Here is an 18,025-nt window from a genome sequence, read left to right as displayed (position 1 = left end):
ATTTAGCTGTACATTTCCGTCATGATCAGAGAATACCTGCAATCGTTTAATATACTGACCTCTTCAGAGATCGATGACTTTCTCGCACTATGTACACCACGGGAAATGAACAAAGGAGATTTTTTCATACAGGAAGGAAAGATCTGTCGTGAAGTGGCATTCGTCAACAGCGGTATTGTAAGAACTTTTTTCACACAGGAATCAGGCGAAGAAGTGACCTATTGTATCACTTTCCCGGGCGCACTGCTCACCGCCTATTCCTCCTACATCACCGCACAGCCCACAGTAGAAAACATACAGGCCATTACTGCCGTGGAATTGCTGGTGATCCCCAAGGCGCCGCTTACCGCCCTCACACAATCCAGTGTGAACTGGATCACCTTTCTTAAAATAATGGCGGAACAACAATACATTGAACTGGAAAAACGATTACTGCTTTTTCAGAAAGAAAAAGCCCGGAAACGCTACCAGGATCTGCTAACCCATCAACCGGATTACATCCGTCAGATTCCTTTACAATACCTGGCTTCCTATCTGGGTATCACCGCACGTCACCTGAGCCGTTTGAGGAAGGAAATACTTTTATAGACAAATGTCCTGTAAGAAGAAAGACCGGGCAGATACCTTTGTCCGGACTAAAAAAGGACTTCATGCAGCATATTCTTCTGATCAACGGCCATCCCAATCCCGATAGTTTTAACGCAGCACTGGCCAGCGCATATCGCGAAGGTGCCTTACAATCAGGTGCTATAGTGGAAGAAATCAATATAGGAACACTATCCTTTAATCCGAACCTGCAATACGGCTACACCAAACGAATGGACCTGGAACCGGATTTACTCAGCAGCCTCGAAAAAATAAAACGCGCCGATCATGTTGTGTGGATCCACCCGGTGTGGTGGGGTGGACTCCCGGCTTTGATGAAAGGATTTATTGACCGGCTGTTTCTCCCGGGTATTACTTATCAATACCGCGACAACTCCCTCTGGTGGGATAAACTACTAACCGGCAAAACCGCCAGGATCATTACCACCATCGACCAGCCGGCCTGGTATTATAAGTTATTCTATCGCAACCCCAGTGTGCATCAGTTAAAGAAAAGCACGCTGGAATTCTGCGGGGTAAAGCCTGTCAGGGTAACCTATATCGGCATCATCAAAACCGCCGGTCCGGATAAGCGGACGAAATGGCTGCAACAGGTACAGCGACTGGGCGCCAGGTTGGGATAAAGCATAAGAGCCGCATCGTTTGGAACGATACGGCTCTTATGTTGTATACATCTGCGACCTAGTATAACACCCGGAAGCTGATGCTGTGTTTTATCTTCTTCAGTTCTTTCAATACTTTTTTATCATACTCACTGCTGATATCTGTAATCACATAACCGATGGCGGTATTCGTCATCAGGAACTGTGATACAATGTTGATCTTATTATCCGCCAGCACCTGGTTTACTTTGGCCATCACACCGGGAACGTTGTGGTGGATATGAATAAAGCGATGGGCATTCTTAACCGTTGGTAACTGGATATTCGGGAAATTACTGCTTTTGAACGAATCACCGTTATTGATAAACCGGGCAATCCTCTTAGCAACTGATTCCGGCTTACGGATATTATCAAAAATAACAATCCCCATCTCCGTACAGAGTTCCGCAGGAATATGCTTCTTACTGTTACCCAGGTACCCGATTACTTTCAGCTTAGTTGCCTTCCGGAGCTGATCCGCAGTTATCTTCTCTCCTTCTCCCAGCAGCAGGATCCCGGCATCAGACAACAGCTTGTCGTCCACACCGGCGTGCTTTACGGCGAAGCCATCTTTCCTGAGATATTTCACTGCTACATCCGGTACCTCGCCCGCCACCTGGCAAAGAATACGGTTCTTCGGGTAGGAGATGGCCGAAGGCAGGTTATTCACATACAGGAATTCATCCAGGCTCGGGGTAATATGATCCGCTTTTTCGGTGACTGATTTACGTTCTATATTCTCCGTGAAGGCATAGAACTTCTTGATCATCCCGAATTCCTTCAACTGGAAATCAGAATATCCGTCGCCGATACCATGTATTTCGCCCTGCAACTGCAATTCCTTTAGCAGCTTCACTTTGCCCCCTTCGTTCGAAAGCGGGTTGGCTTCATCGTAGCCCACTATTTTCCCTTCGTCGTTAAACAAAAAAGTATTGGCGTATATATTTTCTTTCTTGATATGAAAAGGCAGTACTACCGGCGTAATAAATTCTTTAAATCCACCTGATACAATCAATACATCATCTGCATGATGCTTGAAAAAATTCTTATTCCGCGAAAAAGAGGTAGAGACTAGCTTTTTCAGGTGTTTTACCAATAACTTCAGATGGTCTTTATTGGCTTCGAGCAGCTGTACCCTGGCCGCCAGGCTTTCCCGGAAAGATAGCTTTCCTTCCATGGCCAGGTTGGTGAGATCTTCAATTTTCCTGTAGATCTGCTCCCTATCCGGATGCTCCTGCAAGGAAATACGTGCTAATTCATCCAATGCTTCCACCTGTGTAAAGGTGCTGTCAAAATCAATGATATAATATTTTTTGCCCACGGAATTGTTATTTATAATGCCTGCCATGTATCGGTTTGGAGCACAAAAATATAAGTTTATACAGGATTTAATAGACAATCTTAAAATTCCGGCTATTTGCTTTTAGCGGGAATAGCGGTGCTGACGGTACACAAAGCATGTAAAATAAACAGGAATCCGGGTAAAACCAGCCACTATCCCCACATTGTAATTACCTATAAAGCATCCCATTCTTCCTCTTCCCCCTCCTCATCTCCCGTTCCCTTCGCACTGACCGGCAATCCCGGTGTTCTCCTTTCTCCGATCTGCTGCCGCCACATGGCATAATATAATCCTTTGTGTTCCACCAGTTCGGCGTGTGTGCCGGTTTCTGCGATCTTACCCCGTTCCAGTACAATAATCCGGTCGGCATGCATAATGGTCGACAAGCGGTGCGCAATGAGTACGGTGATCTGTTCCCTGCGGGCAGAAATACTTCTGACGGTATCGGTAATGGCTTCTTCTGTAATAGAATCCAGCGCAGAAGTGGCTTCATCAAAAATCAGCAGGCGCGGGTGCCGGATCAATGCCCGGGCGATGGAGATACGTTGTTTTTCCCCACCGGATAATTTTACGCCACCTTCTCCCAGTTTAGTATAGATCCCTTTTTCTGAACGTGCCAGTAATGCAGTACAGGAGGCCTTTTCCAGGGCGTCAATTACTTCTGCGTCTGTGGCATCCGATTTCACAAACAACAGGTTTTCCTTAATGGTCCCTGCAAACAGCTGAGTATCCTGTGTAACAAAGCCGATCTGTCTCCGTAAAGCATTATACCGGATATCGCCGGAAGGCACATCATTGAAATATATTTCTCCTGCTACTGGTTTGTATAAACCTACCAATAGTTTTACCAGGGTAGATTTTCCGGAACCGGAGGGTCCCACAAATGCAATTGTATCGCCGGTTTCCACTGAAAATGAAATATGATCGATGGCATTGGAGGTAGCGGTTTTATGCCGGAATACTACGTTATCAAATCGCAACTGTTGTAACTCGCCTATCTCCACCGGTTCCTCCGGACGCTCTTCCACCGGGCGTTGCATGAGTTTATGAAATAATTGCAGCGATGCTTCTGCTTCCCGGTACTGGATAATAATATTGCCCAGGTCCTGCAACGGCACAAAAATCGCGGTGGTGATAAACTGCATGGTGATCAATTCTCCCGTAGTCAGTATATTCCGGAAAATAAGCCACAGCAGAATAAAAAGGATCGATTGCTTCAATACATTCAGCGTAGTACCCTGTAAAAAAGATAAAGTTCTTACCTGCCGGGTCTTCTCCATTTCCAGGTCAAAAATTTCCCTGGTAAATGTTTTTAACCGCCTGATTTCCGGGAAAGTTAAGCCCAGGCTTTTCACCAGTTCTATATTTCGCAACGACTCTGTAATAGCGCCAGACAATTGCAGGGTTTCCCGGTTGATGGCCCGTTGTACTGTTTTCATTTTTTTACTGAGTAAACCGGTCAGGCCTCCCAGGAAAATAATACCGATCACAAATACGGGAATCAATGCCCAATGCTTAGTAATGGCATACCAGATGAGAAATCCCATCCCTACAAGCGAGGTAAACAGGATGTTGATAAAGGCAGTGATAAATCTTTCCGTATCGGTTCTTACTTTTTGTAATATGGCCAGTGTTTCACCACTACGCTGTTCTTCGTATTCTTCAAACGATAAGCGGAGCGTTTGTTTCAATCCATCATTGAATACCTGCATCCCGAATTTCTGCACTACCAGCCGCAGGAAATATTCCTGGAAAGATTTTGCCAGTCGGGCGAGCAAAGCAATCACTACTGCCACGCCTAACCAGAACAATACGCCTTTCACCAGCGCCTGTTCCGGCATATCAGATGCTTTCCCTGCGTAATCATCGATAATCTTACCGAAAATTAAAGGATCTGTCATCACCAGCACCTGGCTTACTCCCGCCAGTAGTAAGGATAAAATCACCAGCCATTGATGTGGTTTTAAATAGTTCCAGAGAATCTTCATACTTTAAAAATACGATTAGGACAACGTTAATTGATGACTATTTTTCCCCACGCAAATCCAAAGCGCAGTCATGCAGGATATTTGTTTAGTAACTATAATAACACCTGAACACTCTATTATGTTAACCTTTTAGTACTGTAGCTATCACTACGTTTTGAGCGTCCTTTCCTACCGGACTATTTGTTACCCTTTTTTATTCTTAATCAGGAATGATGAATTCCTCAAATGAAATCTTATGCCCGAAAATGAATCAAAAGCACTCCTTGCAGCTGGCACACCAGACCAGTACTGGAGAGGAGATGAGACCTGGCAAACTTTAGACAAGAATGCAGTCGGCCTAAGCCAGGTAGACAACACCAGCGACGCCGCCAAACCGGTAAGCACGGCTACACAGACCGCGCTGAATGGCAAGGCAGCCGCTAATCACACCCACGTGATCGCGGATATCATCGGCCTTCAGAATGTGCTCACCGGTTTACAGCAACAAATTGATGCCCTGGCCCCGGCACCAGCCACCCTGATTGTGAGCGCCGGCGCAGACCAGGCGATCAACCTGCCGGTAAGCAATACCAATTTAACGGCTACTGCCGTACAGGGAATCGCCAATTCCTGGCTCTGGGAGCAGGTAACCGGCCCGATCAACAATGGCGTTAACTACGACCGGCTCAGCTACACGCATAATCCTGCCAGAACATTCACCATCCTGCCGGATGCACAGGGCAGGGCACTGTTAAACTTTACCAGTGGCGGCTATCAACCTGGTGACCTGATCCTGTTAAAAGGAACCTTCAAATCAGTTGGATTTGAAAACTTCCAGGGTACCCTTGCCAATCCCATTTTTGTGCAGAACGTAGAAGGTGAAGTGGTTACTATCGGAGAAGAAAGCTGGAACGGCGGCTCTTATGCGGCAGCCTTAAATCTGTCCAACTGTAAACACATGATCGTGTGGGGCACAGATGTAAATTCCTTCCTGCTGAAAGGTTCCCTGGCCGTTCCCGCCCGCGAAGCCTATAAAAACATTATCTGCGAAATGTATACAGATAATGTCCGCATCGCCTACCTCACCTCCACCGGTGGTGGTACACCCATCTGGTGTAAAAAAGAAGTAGTACTGGCAGATACCAACAGCTGGGGAACCAGTAAGAGACTGGAAAATATCCGCATCGACAACTGTATCATCCACGACAACTACAATGAAGGGATGTACATCGGCCATACGGCTCCTTACTGGGATACACAGGCTCCCGGCACGGGCGCACCCTATTATCCCAACGTGGGCGAAGTGCCAGATCCGGTAAGATACAAAGTGCCTATACGTATCAATAATGTACGCATTCATCACTGCCTGTTGTACAATATCGGTGGCGATGGTATCCAGGTAGCCGGTTCAGATGATGTAAAAATCTACAATAACGAAATCCGCAACCATGCATCCCGTAATGTATGGTCCGATAACGGCGGTATCATCTGGGGTGGTGTTACCAACTGGGAAATCACCAACAACTATATCCACGACAGCTGGGGCGATTTACTGCAATGTTATGCCAGCAGCTCCGGTGTTATTAAAAATAACCTGCTGGTACGCGGCCAGAATGAAGGCATCAGCCTGCGTGTGGAAGGCCCGCAAACCGTTACCATTGAAGATAACACCATCGCTGATGTACACTCCAGCTGCGTACGTGTAAATGGCTTCCGGGGCGGTACCGCACCAGTATTGCTGAACCGGAATATCCTCGCGAAATGGCAGAACGTACGTGCTGTATACGTGGAAAACGGTGGCGCCGTAACTGAAGGTACTAACGCTAACGCCAACACGGAACAAGCTACACTCACCGGGCTGGATGTGAATAACTACTACCTGCCTGCCAGTGGAGTAAACGGATTCAGGATCGGTACGGAGATCATTGGCATCGGCAGCAATACCGGCGCTGTTATCGTTTCTCCCAATAGCCAGAACACTGCAGTAACCGGCCTCATAAAAGGCACCTATACCTTCAAGGTAACTGGCACTCCATCAACCGGCAGCCCTGCCAGCGACACTGTAAATGTAGTGGTAAATGACGCGGTGGTAATAGTACCCCCAACCGCCAACGCCGGCGTGGATCAAACCACCGGCAGCACTACTGTAACGCTCAACGGCGCCGGATCTACCACCCCCAACGGTACCATACAATCTTACCTCTGGGAAAAAGTTTCCGGTCCTGCCGCAGGTGTTATTACCAACGCAACTGCAGTAAGTACCACCGTTACGGGCTTAACTACCGGCGTATATGTGTTCAGGTTAACCGTTACCGACAGCATCGGACAAACTGCCAGCGATACGGTACAAATCACCAAACAAGCCGTCACCGCATCTCAGTGGTTCAGCTCCGGTGGCCCAAACAACAACGTGTACGACACGGCCACCAACAGCAAATGCTGGATCTACCTGCCAGCCGGATACGACCCGGCAGCAGCAGAGAAATTACCTGCTATCATCTTCCTGCACGGCGACGGTGGCATGGGAACAGACATCAACAATGTCCTGGAAACAGGTTTACCACAACTGATCAACGCCGGACAGGCAATGAACAGCGTAGTGATCTGTCCACAGGCAGCTTTCGAACACACAGCCGCCTCGGTAAAGAAAGCCTACGATTACCTGCTGGCCAATTTCAACGTAGATCCCAACAGGATCAGCGGCACCGGTTTATCCAGCGGAGCAGGTGGTATCGCCACATTTATCATTGCTTATCCTTCCCTCCTCACGTCTTATATACTCAGCTCCATCCCGGCCAATAACATGGTCGCCAATGCAGCCACTATAAAAGATATCCCGGGTATGATAGTAGTAGGCCTCGCCGATACACAGATCGGCGTACAGGGAAGTAACATTGCACCAATTGATGCCCTGGTCGCACAACAACCCTTCTTCCCGCCATTAACACGCCTGGTGTTTGGAGGTGGTCACAACGCCGAACTTTGGAATGGTAAACTCTATAATAAAGCCACTGCCGGGTTTGACTTCGAGAAAGACATCCTGCAAATGCATAGTAAAAACAAAGAACAGGAAGCGACCTTCTTTGTGGTACGTGCAGAAACCAGCAGCGATTACAATGATTACCTGGAAGCAGTACGTGTAGTAGGTAACCTGACTGCAAGCAGCACTAAAACAGCACTGCAGACAAGGCTGGCCACCGTATACACCAACATCACACCGGCAGGCACCAGGAGAGTATGGCTCGACTTCGGCAGTTCCGCCCAACCCGTAACCGGCAACTTCAATAAGATCACCAACACCGCCAACAACGGCGCTGCCACGACTGGCCTGATCGATGCAACCGGTGCTGTTACCGGTCTTTCCTTCAAACCGCAGAGTACCCAGTGGGATACACTGATGCCGGGACTGGCAGCTTCCTACAAAGGCCTGCCAACCTTTGTATACGCCGACGGAAGAAGATTGTATGGATTCAACGACTGGCGCATTCAAGGTGCCAACAACAGTAAGAAATACGATATCCGTTTCCTGTATTGCTACAAAACGGACAACACTTCAGCGGAATTTGGTTTCAAAGCCACTATCGGCGGCAATACCATCTTCACGCACGACGACAACTATAACACTTTGTTCCATATCGAAATGTTGAATGTAAGTCCTGTCGCAGGAGAAATCGTGATGCAACTGGAAGGCAGGGGCGGCGCAAATGACAGCGCCATCATGGCCATCCTTTTAACCGAAAAGGACTAAAAACCCGTCCCTTTACCTTGAAATAAAAAGAAGACTACACATCATGTTCATGATACTGTTGTCAGATACAAAAGGGGCTGACCATATGGTCAGCCCCTTTTGTATAATGATCATTTAATCCGTTAATTCTTCGCACGGATGGCCTTCACCTCCGCTGCTGTTACCGCACCCGCCTTGTTGCCAAAATTATTTCTTACATAAGTCAACACATCCGCAATCTCCTGGTCTTTCAGAAAATTATGCGGTGGCATATTGTTCGAATAATATTCGTCATCTATCGGCACAGACGACTGCATTCCCTTTAATATCACCTGTACCAGCGCCGGTTTCTCTCCCAACACAAAAGTTGTTTTGATCAGTGGCGGGTTTAAATGCGGAACACCACTGCCATCCACCTGGTGACAGGTAAGACAGTATTGCTCGTACACCTTTTTACCTCTGGCGACCGATGAACCTGCCACCGGCTTTTTTGTTTGCGCAGCTAAAAAAGAAAGTGCTGCACTGAGTGCAACACCTGTTAATATGATTTTCTTCATACAAGATCATTATTTACCACCATAGGTGATTTTATAAACTGTTCCTTTTACATCATCCGTTACATACAGGGAACCATCGGGTCCTTGAGCCAATCCGCAAGGACGATGTTTTGCCTGACCCGGTGACTGAATGTTTTCTACGCCTGCAAAATCATCTGCAAAAATCTCCCATTTTCCGGTTGGTTTACCATCTTTAAATGGTACAAACGCTACAAAATAACCCTTCTGTCCTTTCTGGCGGTTCCAGGAACCATGAAAAGCAACGAACGCACCGTTCTTGTACTTTGCAGGAAACTGGTTACCGGTATAAAACAACAAACCATTAGGCGCCATATGTGCAGGGAAAGCAATAGCCGGATCAATGGCATTTTCACCTCCTTTTTTCTTACCATCGCCACCGTATTCCGGCGCCAGTATTTTCTTATGTTGCTCTCCGTCGTAATAAATGTACGGCCAGCCTGCATCATCTCCTTTCTTCAACGCATACATACATTCAGCAGGCAACTCATTTCCCTGTTGCAGGTTGTAGTATTCCGGAAACATATCAAACAAACCATCCCGGCCATGTTGCATCACGAACAATTGATTGTCTGCTGTATTCCAGTCGAGCCCCACTACATTACGCAACCCGCTGGCATAACGCGTACCATCGCCATAGGTCTGGTTTTGCTTATCTGCCCGGAACTGCCAGATACCCGCCGCTGAATCACGGATCGGGCAGCCTTCTATTCCTTTGGATCCTTTCGCACGGTCCTGCACCTGGCAGGAATTAGAATAGGCACCGATATTTACATAAATGTTCCCTTCATTATCCAGCGTCAGCGCTTTTGCTTCATGCTGATGCCGGTTAATCAAACCTGTCACCAGCTTCTCGGGCTGATCCGGATTGATCACCTCAAATTTATCATTGAGGGCATAACGATATACTTCTTCATCGGAAGATGTATACAGGTAATTGCCTTTGATCACCATACCCGTGCCCCGGTAAGTACCAAAGGTTTTTACTTCATTGCCATGTATAACGGCAATAGCTTTGCCTGGTTTGGAAGTCTGAATTTTTACATAGACATCCCCCAGCGGCGTTACTGCGATGTGACGGGCGGCGCCCAGGTTCTCTGCAATGGCCTGTGCCTTAAAGCCGGTAGGCAGTTTCAATCCTGCATTGGCCGGATCTGCCACCATAGGACGAATAACACTACTGTCGCCATTATTGGCCCTGCTTTGCACCGATAACAAGGTCATCACGGACAAACATCCCAGGAGAGCGATTCTTGTTTTCATGTTACTTAGTTTTCAATAATTGATGAGGGGAACTTTAAACTTACCCTGTAAAAATAACAAGGATTTTATGGATTCTGCAATTTATGGATGAATGGCGGGCAGTACCACGGAAATAGTGAAGTGACCGCTATCCTGGCCCTCGGGATAATTTTACGGGCATCTACAAAAAAAATCCTGGTCGCACCGATAACAGCCACATTATCCCCGCGCTACCACCGATGCGTAATACTTCATCAGGTAATGATATATCACCAGTTCCTGTAAACGGGCATTTGCGGTAAACATACGGTTCAGGAACATGTGCAGGTAATGTGGCGGCAATCTTGTTACCGCATCGGGTTGTATGAGCCGCAGTTCCCGGATAACCTTTTCCAGGGCGCCGGCGCGGGCGCCGAATATCTCCCGCACCTCTACAGGCAAAGCACCTGGTGTACCGGTATAAAATGCAGCACTCCCGTAAGCGGATCGCCTGATCTCAGTGCTGTCTGACAACGTATAATTATATACGTTATCAGACAGCACTGCTGCAATCTTCCGGCTATACAGACGGTACTTATTGTTCAATTGCAGCATCAGCGCGGCATTGCCATGGTGTTCTTTAAAAAACTGCTGCTGTAGCTCCTCGAGCAGCCGGCTCTTCATCAACGGCGTATAGCCGAAACCGTTCAACAATTCATCGGCCCCTTTCAACGCTATCAGCCAACGCTCCTCCGTTTCTCCTCCACCAATGGTCTGCAACAGCCGCAATACCGCTTCGCTGTCATGAAAGAAAAATGCTTCACTATATTCCATCAGCACTGCACCATATCGCTCCAACTCCCGGATATAGGTATCAAACTGCAGCTTCTGAACAATATCGTTGCGCAGATAGGGCGCCAGTATGTCCTGCAGTTGCTGTATCACAACCTGGCTATGCGCCTGGTATTGCGGCAGATGAAAACGGATCCGGATATGCGGCTCCGGGTCCTGGTAGCGGATAAAAAACCAGCTATCCGTTATTCCGGAAGATTGCAACGACGCTGTTAACGGAAGCAACTCTTTCAGTAACAGCTTATCCATCCATTTAAAACCACAATAAATCTTCGCATACAACCATTCGCTGCCCGGTACAAAGCTGCGGGGAAGCGGCAGCGTTTCGGGCTGCTCTTCAACAGCTGCCGGTGGCTGCCAGCGCGTATTACGCAAAGGGAGTATAATCTCATTACAGAAAGCCCCCTGTTCGGTGCCAGGTAAACGTGTTGCAGAACTAAACAGGTTCTCGTATAAAATTACACTCCCCTTTTTTAGTTTATCGGTCAACAACATGCGCGCGAATACACTCGTAAAGTCTATCAACAGGTCATTATCTCCTTCCGATAAAAGTACATCATCGGGCAACTGGCATTCTTCTTTCAACCGCAGCAACGCTGCATCGGGAGTATGAGATGCCAGTAACGATTCAAAGCGGCTATGTGACAGCCGCCATCTTGCCCTTGCCAGTATTATTTCCTGGTACACCACTCTTGGCAGAAAAGGCTGATCCAGTAAAATTCCCCAGTTCCATTGTATGGAAAGCGCGTCCTGCTGTTGCAGGTCGCACAGGAACTTGTAGACAGCCAGACCACGTATGAAATTATGTGCGCTGGTTAACCTGGGCAGGACTTCCTTTCCTAGTTGCCGCGACCGCAATATCACGCGGCCATTGCGCACCGATATCCACAGATCACTGACGGGAAGCTGCTTTTCTTGCGGCAAACTGCTTTTCCCCAGGAAAGGAATTTCATATTCGTATAGCGATGGACGTAAGAGCACATTACCGGTACGCCCTTCCGGCAGATGTACTATTTCTGCGAGTATCCGGTCCTTTTCAACAACCTGCTCCTCCCGCGCAAAATCACGGAGTAATTTTTCCAGTTCTTCCTGACCGGTTGCAAAGCGACCCAGCAAAGACAAAGCATTGGGGCCATTACAGGCCTTCAGAAGAAATTGAAATTCGCCTTTGTCCAGCGAACTAGCCGAAGCAGCCAACAGTGAACCCATCAGGCCTAAGGAAGATGGCATAGCAGGTGTATGCCCATCTTCGGCCAGATCGTCGAGATCCTCATCTGTGAGTGAAATCACTGTTGCGCCACTACTCCTGGATGCAAGGAAATGTTTGAGTATGAATTTCGTTTGCACGTTCCAGTTAACAGTGCCATTCTCTTGATGGGTGGGCATCACCAGGTCGTCGATCAGCGGCGTATAACTCGCATGATCTCCGCTGACAACACCATACCCGATACCAGACTCACTGTCGAGCGCCATCATCAGCGGCACCTCCCGCTGATCGTATTGCTGGATAAAACGGGTTTTAAACTGCCGCAGGTCTGCGCTGGCTCCGGCATCGCCCAATACAGACAACCGTTCCAACCGGCGTAGCAACAGGTCCGTGACTGCGGCTGAGAGATGCGTCGTACCAGGCATAAAAAAAAGATCCACCTGTACCGGATCTTTGACCACAATTTCCGGAAAATGTGTCATCAGTATTTTCTGTATCTCCTGGTAACGTGTAACGCCGCGGGAGTCTGACATCAGCAGCTGCCGGATCTGTTGTAGCGCAGGGATAAACGCAGGTGCAGGATCGAGTGCAGTCAGACTGCGGATCAGCTGCTCCAGCTGGTCTATTCCGGTGATTTCGGCGGATAAGCCGGCAACGAGGATCTGATTACGGATCAGTGTATCCAGGAAAGTATCGGCTTCCTCCCCGGATACCCCTTTACGGGTCAGCAATGTGGTCAGTGATGAAAGGGTAGCCCCGTTAGTGGCGGCAGTCAGCAGGGCGTCGAGATAGGTATCCCTTGAAAAAGCGCTGAGGAAGTAATGGCGTTTTTTTTCGCGCAACTGATATTCGAAATACCGCCAGGTGGTACCGGCGGTATATAAACTATTATTAGGATAAAAAGTAAGCTGTTTACCTATTTCGGGCCTTTGTACCAATTCATTTATTAACTCGGACAGGTATTCCATGTCGAGCCTTGCCACGGGTTGATAGGGATGCTCACCGGGAACGGGCAGTTGTGTGGCTCCGGGAACAATCCTGCCAGTGACACATCCTGCAAATAATCCATACGGGGTACACCGGGTACTCATCCTCAGGAAATACCTGTAAAGTGCCAATGGCAATTTCAGGGAAAGATCTGAGGAGGACAGCCATTTCATCATCTGGGCATGTAAAGCCGGGCTGGCCAGGAACACGGCTTCCTGCAGCAATGGAGAGCTATATAATCTCCGGATAGCGGCGACAAAAGAATCCTGGTCATTATGGGCACTACGATGCATTCGCAGCACTTCTTCAAATGACAATAGTGGCATTCTTAATAAAAAGAAATCGCAGGTGCTAAGCAGGGACATGACAATCCGCATACTAACTTTAGTGAAAAGCGTATGCTTTCCGGTTACGTATGCCTAGATAAAGATAAAGTGTTTTCGGGATCTCAGGTCACAGCTATTTTAACGCCGGGAATAACCCTTTCCATTTCATCTACAAATTTCTTGTAGCTGGCTGGCTTCCCCAGATAGCCTTGTCCACCTTTCAGGCAAAGGTGCTGTACTTCGCGGCTGGAATATGCAGTAACAAGAATAAAAACGCAGTCCTTCTTCAGGAACTGCGCTATAATGTCTTTTGTATTGCCTCTTAAATTCACATCCAGAAAAACAACGTCCACTTTTCTTTCCGCTATCAGATCTTCCACGGTGTGCAGCTCTGATGCTTTTTTTACAAGTTTTAAATAGGAAGTTCGTTGGATATAGCTTTCCAGAATATCTAATGCCAGAGGCTCGTCATCTACTATGGCACATCTGTATTGCATTTGACCAAAGGGGTTAATCAATGAGGAATAGTAAACAAATTCAGTTAGGCTCCCAGTGTAAAAACAGATCCTGTTGTTGTGGGAATAGTGGGTATACTGGAATACATCATAGCAGTATCACTACTGTTGGATGCCTTCATATTCTCAATCGTGCGCGTATCAGCTTTTGAAATAATTTCCTTTTCTAAGGTTAACATCGGGCGGTTATTCACAGACATGTTTTTTTCCATATTTACATATTTTAAAAGTAAATGGATATTTATATCAGGATCGAAACTCGCCCAATGTTCTCAATTATCATATTTTATTAGACATAATTACCCATTTTTTCGACGAAAGATCGAATCTGCCCATCCATAATTATTCTTCATCGTCATTATAGTTAGCAATGCCAAGTAAACGCTTTAGCTCCTGCCTGGATGCTTTGGAGATAATAACCGACTGTCCGTTCACCACTTCCACTGTATTTCCCATGATGGATTTAATGGATTGCAGGCGGACAATATAGGATTTATGAATGCGCATAAACTGATCGGGAGGCAAAATATCTTCGATCGCTTTCATACGCATATACGTAATAATATTCTTCTCCCGGCAAACAATTTTAATATAATCCTTCATGCCTTCCACATAGTAGATATCTTCGAAAAGGATCTTGGTCAACTTGTTATTATCCTTGACAAAAAGATGGTTGGCTGGACTGGTTTTAGGTCGGACGGGTTCGGCGGGTACTACAGGCACCAGGCGTTGACTGATATGACCGCGGGCCTTGTTCACCGCTTTCAGGAACCGCTCAAAGGAAATCGGCTTTACCAGGTAATCTACCGCATCCAGTTCAAAACCGGCAATCGCATGGTCTTTTGAAGCGGTAGTAAAGATGACAAAAGGAGGATTGCTCAGGGAGCGGATCATTTCTATGCCGTTGATATTAGGCATCTGGATATCAGAAAACAGCAGGTCTACAGGCTGACGCTGCAATTCATTCATTGCATCAAAGGCATTCTCACAAAAAGCTACAGGTTGCAGATAAGGCACCCGTCCAATGTAATTTTCCATCAGATCCCTCGCAAACGGCTCATCATCAACTACGAGGCAGGTAATTACTTGATCCATATTTTTCTAGTTCAACGTTAGTGTCAAGACAACTTTGTAATATTCGGGATTATTTTCAATAAATAAAGTGTGTTGATCCGGATATAACAGATTTAATCTTTTATGAGTATTGCTCAACCCAATGCCACCGGGTACATTTTTCCCTTCCGGTAACTCTCCTTTGCTGTTTGAAATTTCAAATCTGAGCTGATCGCCCGTTACTTCCATAGAAGCATGGATCCAGCATTTATTGGAGGTAGTGCTATGTGAATACTTAAATGCATTTTCAACAAAAGGAAACATCAGCAAAGGCGCTATCTGGTATTCTCCCATTGCTTCTGTATCGCATTCAAACTGAATACTGGCGTTCTTTCCGTAGCGTACACTTTCCAGTTCCACGTAATTCTTCAAAAATTCTGCCTCCATATGTAAAGGCACCTTTTCCGTATTCGAATCATACAGCGTATAACGCATCATTTCAGACAGGTGCATGATCAGATCAGAAGCCATCGGGTCGTTTCTGATCGACAAGGAGTAAATATTATTCAGCGTATTGAAAAGAAAATGCGGATTCAGCTGGGAACGGAGAAAATCAACCTCCAGGTTCAGGTTATCTCGCTCCAGCCGCAATGTGCGGGTAGAAGCCCGGATAATATCCAGGAGCAGCTTCAGGGATACCGGTGGCGCAATCGTCATCAACACCGGGAGAAAAATCTTCAACAGATGATTAGGGGAAAAAGTATCCGCCCAGCCAGCATTTACCACGCGCTCCAGAAACTCCCGCAGGCCATTGTCCCGGATTTCCAGAAAAACAACGGCATACAATGAAAAAAGATAATTGATGATGGACCAGAACAGTAACGGGATCATCAGACATACAAGCGTTAGAAAAATATAGCCGCGCAGCAACACTTTAGGGACAATAAAATAAAAAACGAAGTAGAAAAAGAAAGTCGCCCCCAACATATTGCGCAACACAAAGACAACGCTCGCACTGACAGATACCTCAAAACTTGAACTCATCAAAAGAGAATATAATACAGCCATGCATCCCCACATGAGTATATGCGACCATACCCGGATCCTGGTTTTGTAGTACTTATCAGATAAAAAGAATGAAAACCATTCCATGAGCTTCCTGCTGATATCAGGCGGTTCTCCACTGGTTCTACTTCTAAAAAAAGCTAGCATTGCGATCCCTGTATATAAATATTAACACTAAGCAGAAGCAAGTAAGATAAAAATACTTTAGCAATCTGTTTTTCTTTTATCATATAACTATTTCATGTTATACAAAGAGGCTTTTCCGCCTATAACTTACACATTACTAATGCCTTCTAAAACCCTCAAATGTATACAATGTTGGGCACAACCGCATTTTCATCGCGTTTATTAGTCACTTCATCTAATAAGTTTAATAGCCTGCCATTTATTGCTGACTTTTGAAATACAAGCCTGAAAATAATACTGGCTAAGCTCTTTGCCGTTACAAATTCTACAAAACAAGGATGAAGATGTGCACTAAAATGCACCTAAGATACTTTCATCCATTGTTGTTACCATTGTCACTTTAAGAAAAAGATTGACATATAATTATTAATAATATTACACTAATCTGGTCAGAAAACCTAGCGTATTTTGTCCTTGTTCACTCCAAAAAAAGACTATAGCTGAGGTATGAACAGCTCTACCTGCTAATATCATTCTATTCTATGGAAACACTATGAATGTCCCCTACAGCTCTAAAGAGATAGACCATCGTCTATCTCTTTTTCATATACCAGCTCCACGTAAATAGCCACAGCACCAGCAAACCAATCAGCATAAGCACCAGGAAGCCTACAGGTTTTCCATGATACCATCCCTGACACAGCCGGCATACACCTATTATCAGCAGGTAAGCGACCACTCTTTTCATCGACGGAAAAAGACGGCTATCCCTCCATAACAATACCGGCGCATAACCCAGCATAATGGCGTAACCATAGAACCAAAGAAACTGCTTTCCGTTGATAGCAAAGGGATTCCATTGACCAGACACCTCATGAACATACCATAAAGGAAGAAAAAAGAAGGGAATAAAGAGCAGGAGATAAGGCCATCTGGCCGGGGTATTTTCATTTTTCATACGATCAGTTTTTTACATCTCAGGATCCGCATCCACCACAGCCTCCGCCGCATCCGCTTCCACAACTGCTGCCACAACTGCTGCCGCAGCTACTATCACTGCTACCGCAACCACCGGAGCTATCGTCAGACTTTTTGTTTTTATCTTTTCCGTTGCGGTGATCCGGCGTCAGCAACCATCCAATTGACAACAACACCAGTATTATGAAGGAGAAGGAACCATTGTTGCCTGCGCAACCAGTAAAAAGAAAGAAGAAAAAGAAAAGAAGGGGCGTTAACCATCGCCGGGGGAAGGCGGTAAAACGTTTGAACAACGTGGAAAGACGGGGTTTTTCATTTTTCCAGAAAGCAGGCGGCGGATCCTCCCCAAAACATCGCCGGTAAAGCTCCCCGGTATCCTCCTGCCAGTCTGCATATTTCTTTCGCTCTGCGGCGCCACCTGAAGAAGGATAGTGGTGGATCTTTTTGCCCAGCGTGGTTCCGCAAAAAGCATCCCAGTAGTTTTCCGTGTAAAGCAGGTGCTGGTGCCATACTTCATCTACTACCTCCGAAGGAGAAGCACCCGTCGGCGAAATACAGCAGAGATAAATGAAACGCTTGTACTCCTCTATGGCGCGCCGGGTAAAGGCTTCATCCCATTTCTGCTCCCGGGCAAGTTTTTTCGAAAACGGTATCCGGGCATCCGGGTCATCCAGCCTGAAACTGCTAATACGCTCCCAGAGCAAATTACCTGGTGATAAGGCGACAAATTCATTGTTTTTCATCATCATAGTTTTAATTTTTTTTGTTACTACCAAGATGAAATAAATACAGAATACTAAAGTCTTGTACGTATCTTAGAGAGACCTATTTCCGTAT

Annotated in this window: 14 protein-coding genes; 3 read left to right on the top strand and 11 right to left on the bottom strand. The window is 46.5% G+C overall.

Going from position 1 to position 18,025, the window contains the following annotated elements; genetic code table 11:
* Positions 1-21 precede the first annotated feature (21 nt).
* Positions 22-588: a Crp/Fnr family transcriptional regulator gene (locus BMW79_RS09015; RefSeq protein WP_089893421.1), complete on the top strand. Its 567-nt coding sequence runs from the start codon at positions 22-24 to the stop codon at positions 586-588.
* A gap of 62 nt (positions 589-650) precedes the next feature.
* Positions 651-1,229, top strand: coding sequence for an NAD(P)H-dependent oxidoreductase (locus tag BMW79_RS09010; RefSeq protein ID WP_089893418.1), 579 nt, complete (start codon positions 651-653; stop codon positions 1,227-1,229).
* A gap of 58 nt (positions 1,230-1,287) precedes the next feature.
* Here the strand turns inward: BMW79_RS09010 and BMW79_RS09005 are convergent, their stop codons facing one another.
* The gene (locus BMW79_RS09005) at positions 1,288-2,595 is read right to left on the bottom strand and encodes an HAD-IB family phosphatase (protein WP_089893415.1); all 1,308 of its coding nucleotides are present in this window, start codon (positions 2,593-2,595) and stop codon (positions 1,288-1,290) included.
* A 167-nt stretch (positions 2,596-2,762) separates the two neighbouring features.
* Positions 2,763-4,577, bottom strand: coding sequence for an ABC transporter ATP-binding protein (locus BMW79_RS09000; protein ID WP_089893413.1), 1,815 nt, complete (start codon positions 4,575-4,577; stop codon positions 2,763-2,765).
* A 235-nt stretch (positions 4,578-4,812) separates the two neighbouring features.
* On the opposite strand from BMW79_RS09000, the gene BMW79_RS08995 reads away from it, so the two are divergent.
* Complete coding sequence (locus tag BMW79_RS08995; protein ID WP_089893410.1) at positions 4,813-8,304, top strand: PKD domain-containing protein; 3,492 nt, start codon at positions 4,813-4,815, stop codon at positions 8,302-8,304.
* A gap of 122 nt (positions 8,305-8,426) precedes the next feature.
* On the opposite strand, the gene BMW79_RS08990 is transcribed toward BMW79_RS08995, so the two are convergent.
* The 9 genes from BMW79_RS08990 to BMW79_RS08950 all read right to left on the bottom strand — a co-directional run bounded on the left by BMW79_RS08990 (position 8,427) and on the right by BMW79_RS08950 (position 17,937).
* Complete coding sequence (locus tag BMW79_RS08990) at positions 8,427-8,840, bottom strand: c-type cytochrome (protein WP_089893408.1); 414 nt, start codon at positions 8,838-8,840, stop codon at positions 8,427-8,429.
* A 9-nt stretch (positions 8,841-8,849) separates the two neighbouring features.
* Positions 8,850-10,121: a PQQ-dependent sugar dehydrogenase gene (locus BMW79_RS08985; protein WP_089893406.1), complete on the bottom strand. Its 1,272-nt coding sequence runs from the start codon at positions 10,119-10,121 to the stop codon at positions 8,850-8,852.
* A 198-nt stretch (positions 10,122-10,319) separates the two neighbouring features.
* Positions 10,320-13,502 carry a lantibiotic dehydratase gene (locus tag BMW79_RS08980; protein ID WP_089893403.1) on the bottom strand — a complete coding sequence of 1,061 codons (3,183 nt, stop codon included), beginning with the start codon at positions 13,500-13,502 and terminating at the stop codon, positions 10,320-10,322.
* A 71-nt stretch (positions 13,503-13,573) separates the two neighbouring features.
* Positions 13,574-13,948, bottom strand: a complete 375-nt coding sequence (locus tag BMW79_RS08975; protein ID WP_089893400.1) for a response regulator — start codon at positions 13,946-13,948, stop codon at positions 13,574-13,576.
* A 44-nt stretch (positions 13,949-13,992) separates the two neighbouring features.
* The gene (locus BMW79_RS08970) at positions 13,993-14,178 is read right to left on the bottom strand and encodes a hypothetical protein (RefSeq protein WP_089893397.1); all 186 of its coding nucleotides are present in this window, start codon (positions 14,176-14,178) and stop codon (positions 13,993-13,995) included.
* A gap of 130 nt (positions 14,179-14,308) precedes the next feature.
* Entirely contained in the window at positions 14,309-15,061 is a 753-nt protein-coding gene (locus tag BMW79_RS08965; RefSeq protein WP_089893395.1) for a LytR/AlgR family response regulator transcription factor, read from the bottom strand.
* A gap of 6 nt (positions 15,062-15,067) precedes the next feature.
* Positions 15,068-16,063: a sensor histidine kinase gene (locus BMW79_RS08960; RefSeq protein WP_177192092.1), complete on the bottom strand. Its 996-nt coding sequence runs from the start codon at positions 16,061-16,063 to the stop codon at positions 15,068-15,070.
* A 739-nt stretch (positions 16,064-16,802) separates the two neighbouring features.
* Complete coding sequence (locus tag BMW79_RS08955) at positions 16,803-17,168, bottom strand: DUF2207 domain-containing protein (protein WP_089893389.1); 366 nt, start codon at positions 17,166-17,168, stop codon at positions 16,803-16,805.
* 19 nt (positions 17,169-17,187) lie between these two features.
* The gene (locus BMW79_RS08950; protein WP_218150293.1) at positions 17,188-17,937 is read right to left on the bottom strand and encodes a glycine-rich domain-containing protein; all 750 of its coding nucleotides are present in this window, start codon (positions 17,935-17,937) and stop codon (positions 17,188-17,190) included.
* Positions 17,938-18,025: the final 88 nt, after the last annotated feature.

The organism is Chitinophaga arvensicola, assembly GCF_900110835.1.
In the GTDB taxonomy this organism is placed as follows: Bacteria; Bacteroidota; Bacteroidia; order Chitinophagales; family Chitinophagaceae; genus Chitinophaga; species Chitinophaga arvensicola.
The sequence above is the reverse complement of the archived record's forward strand: the minus strand, read 5'-3'. Positions and strand labels throughout refer to the sequence as shown.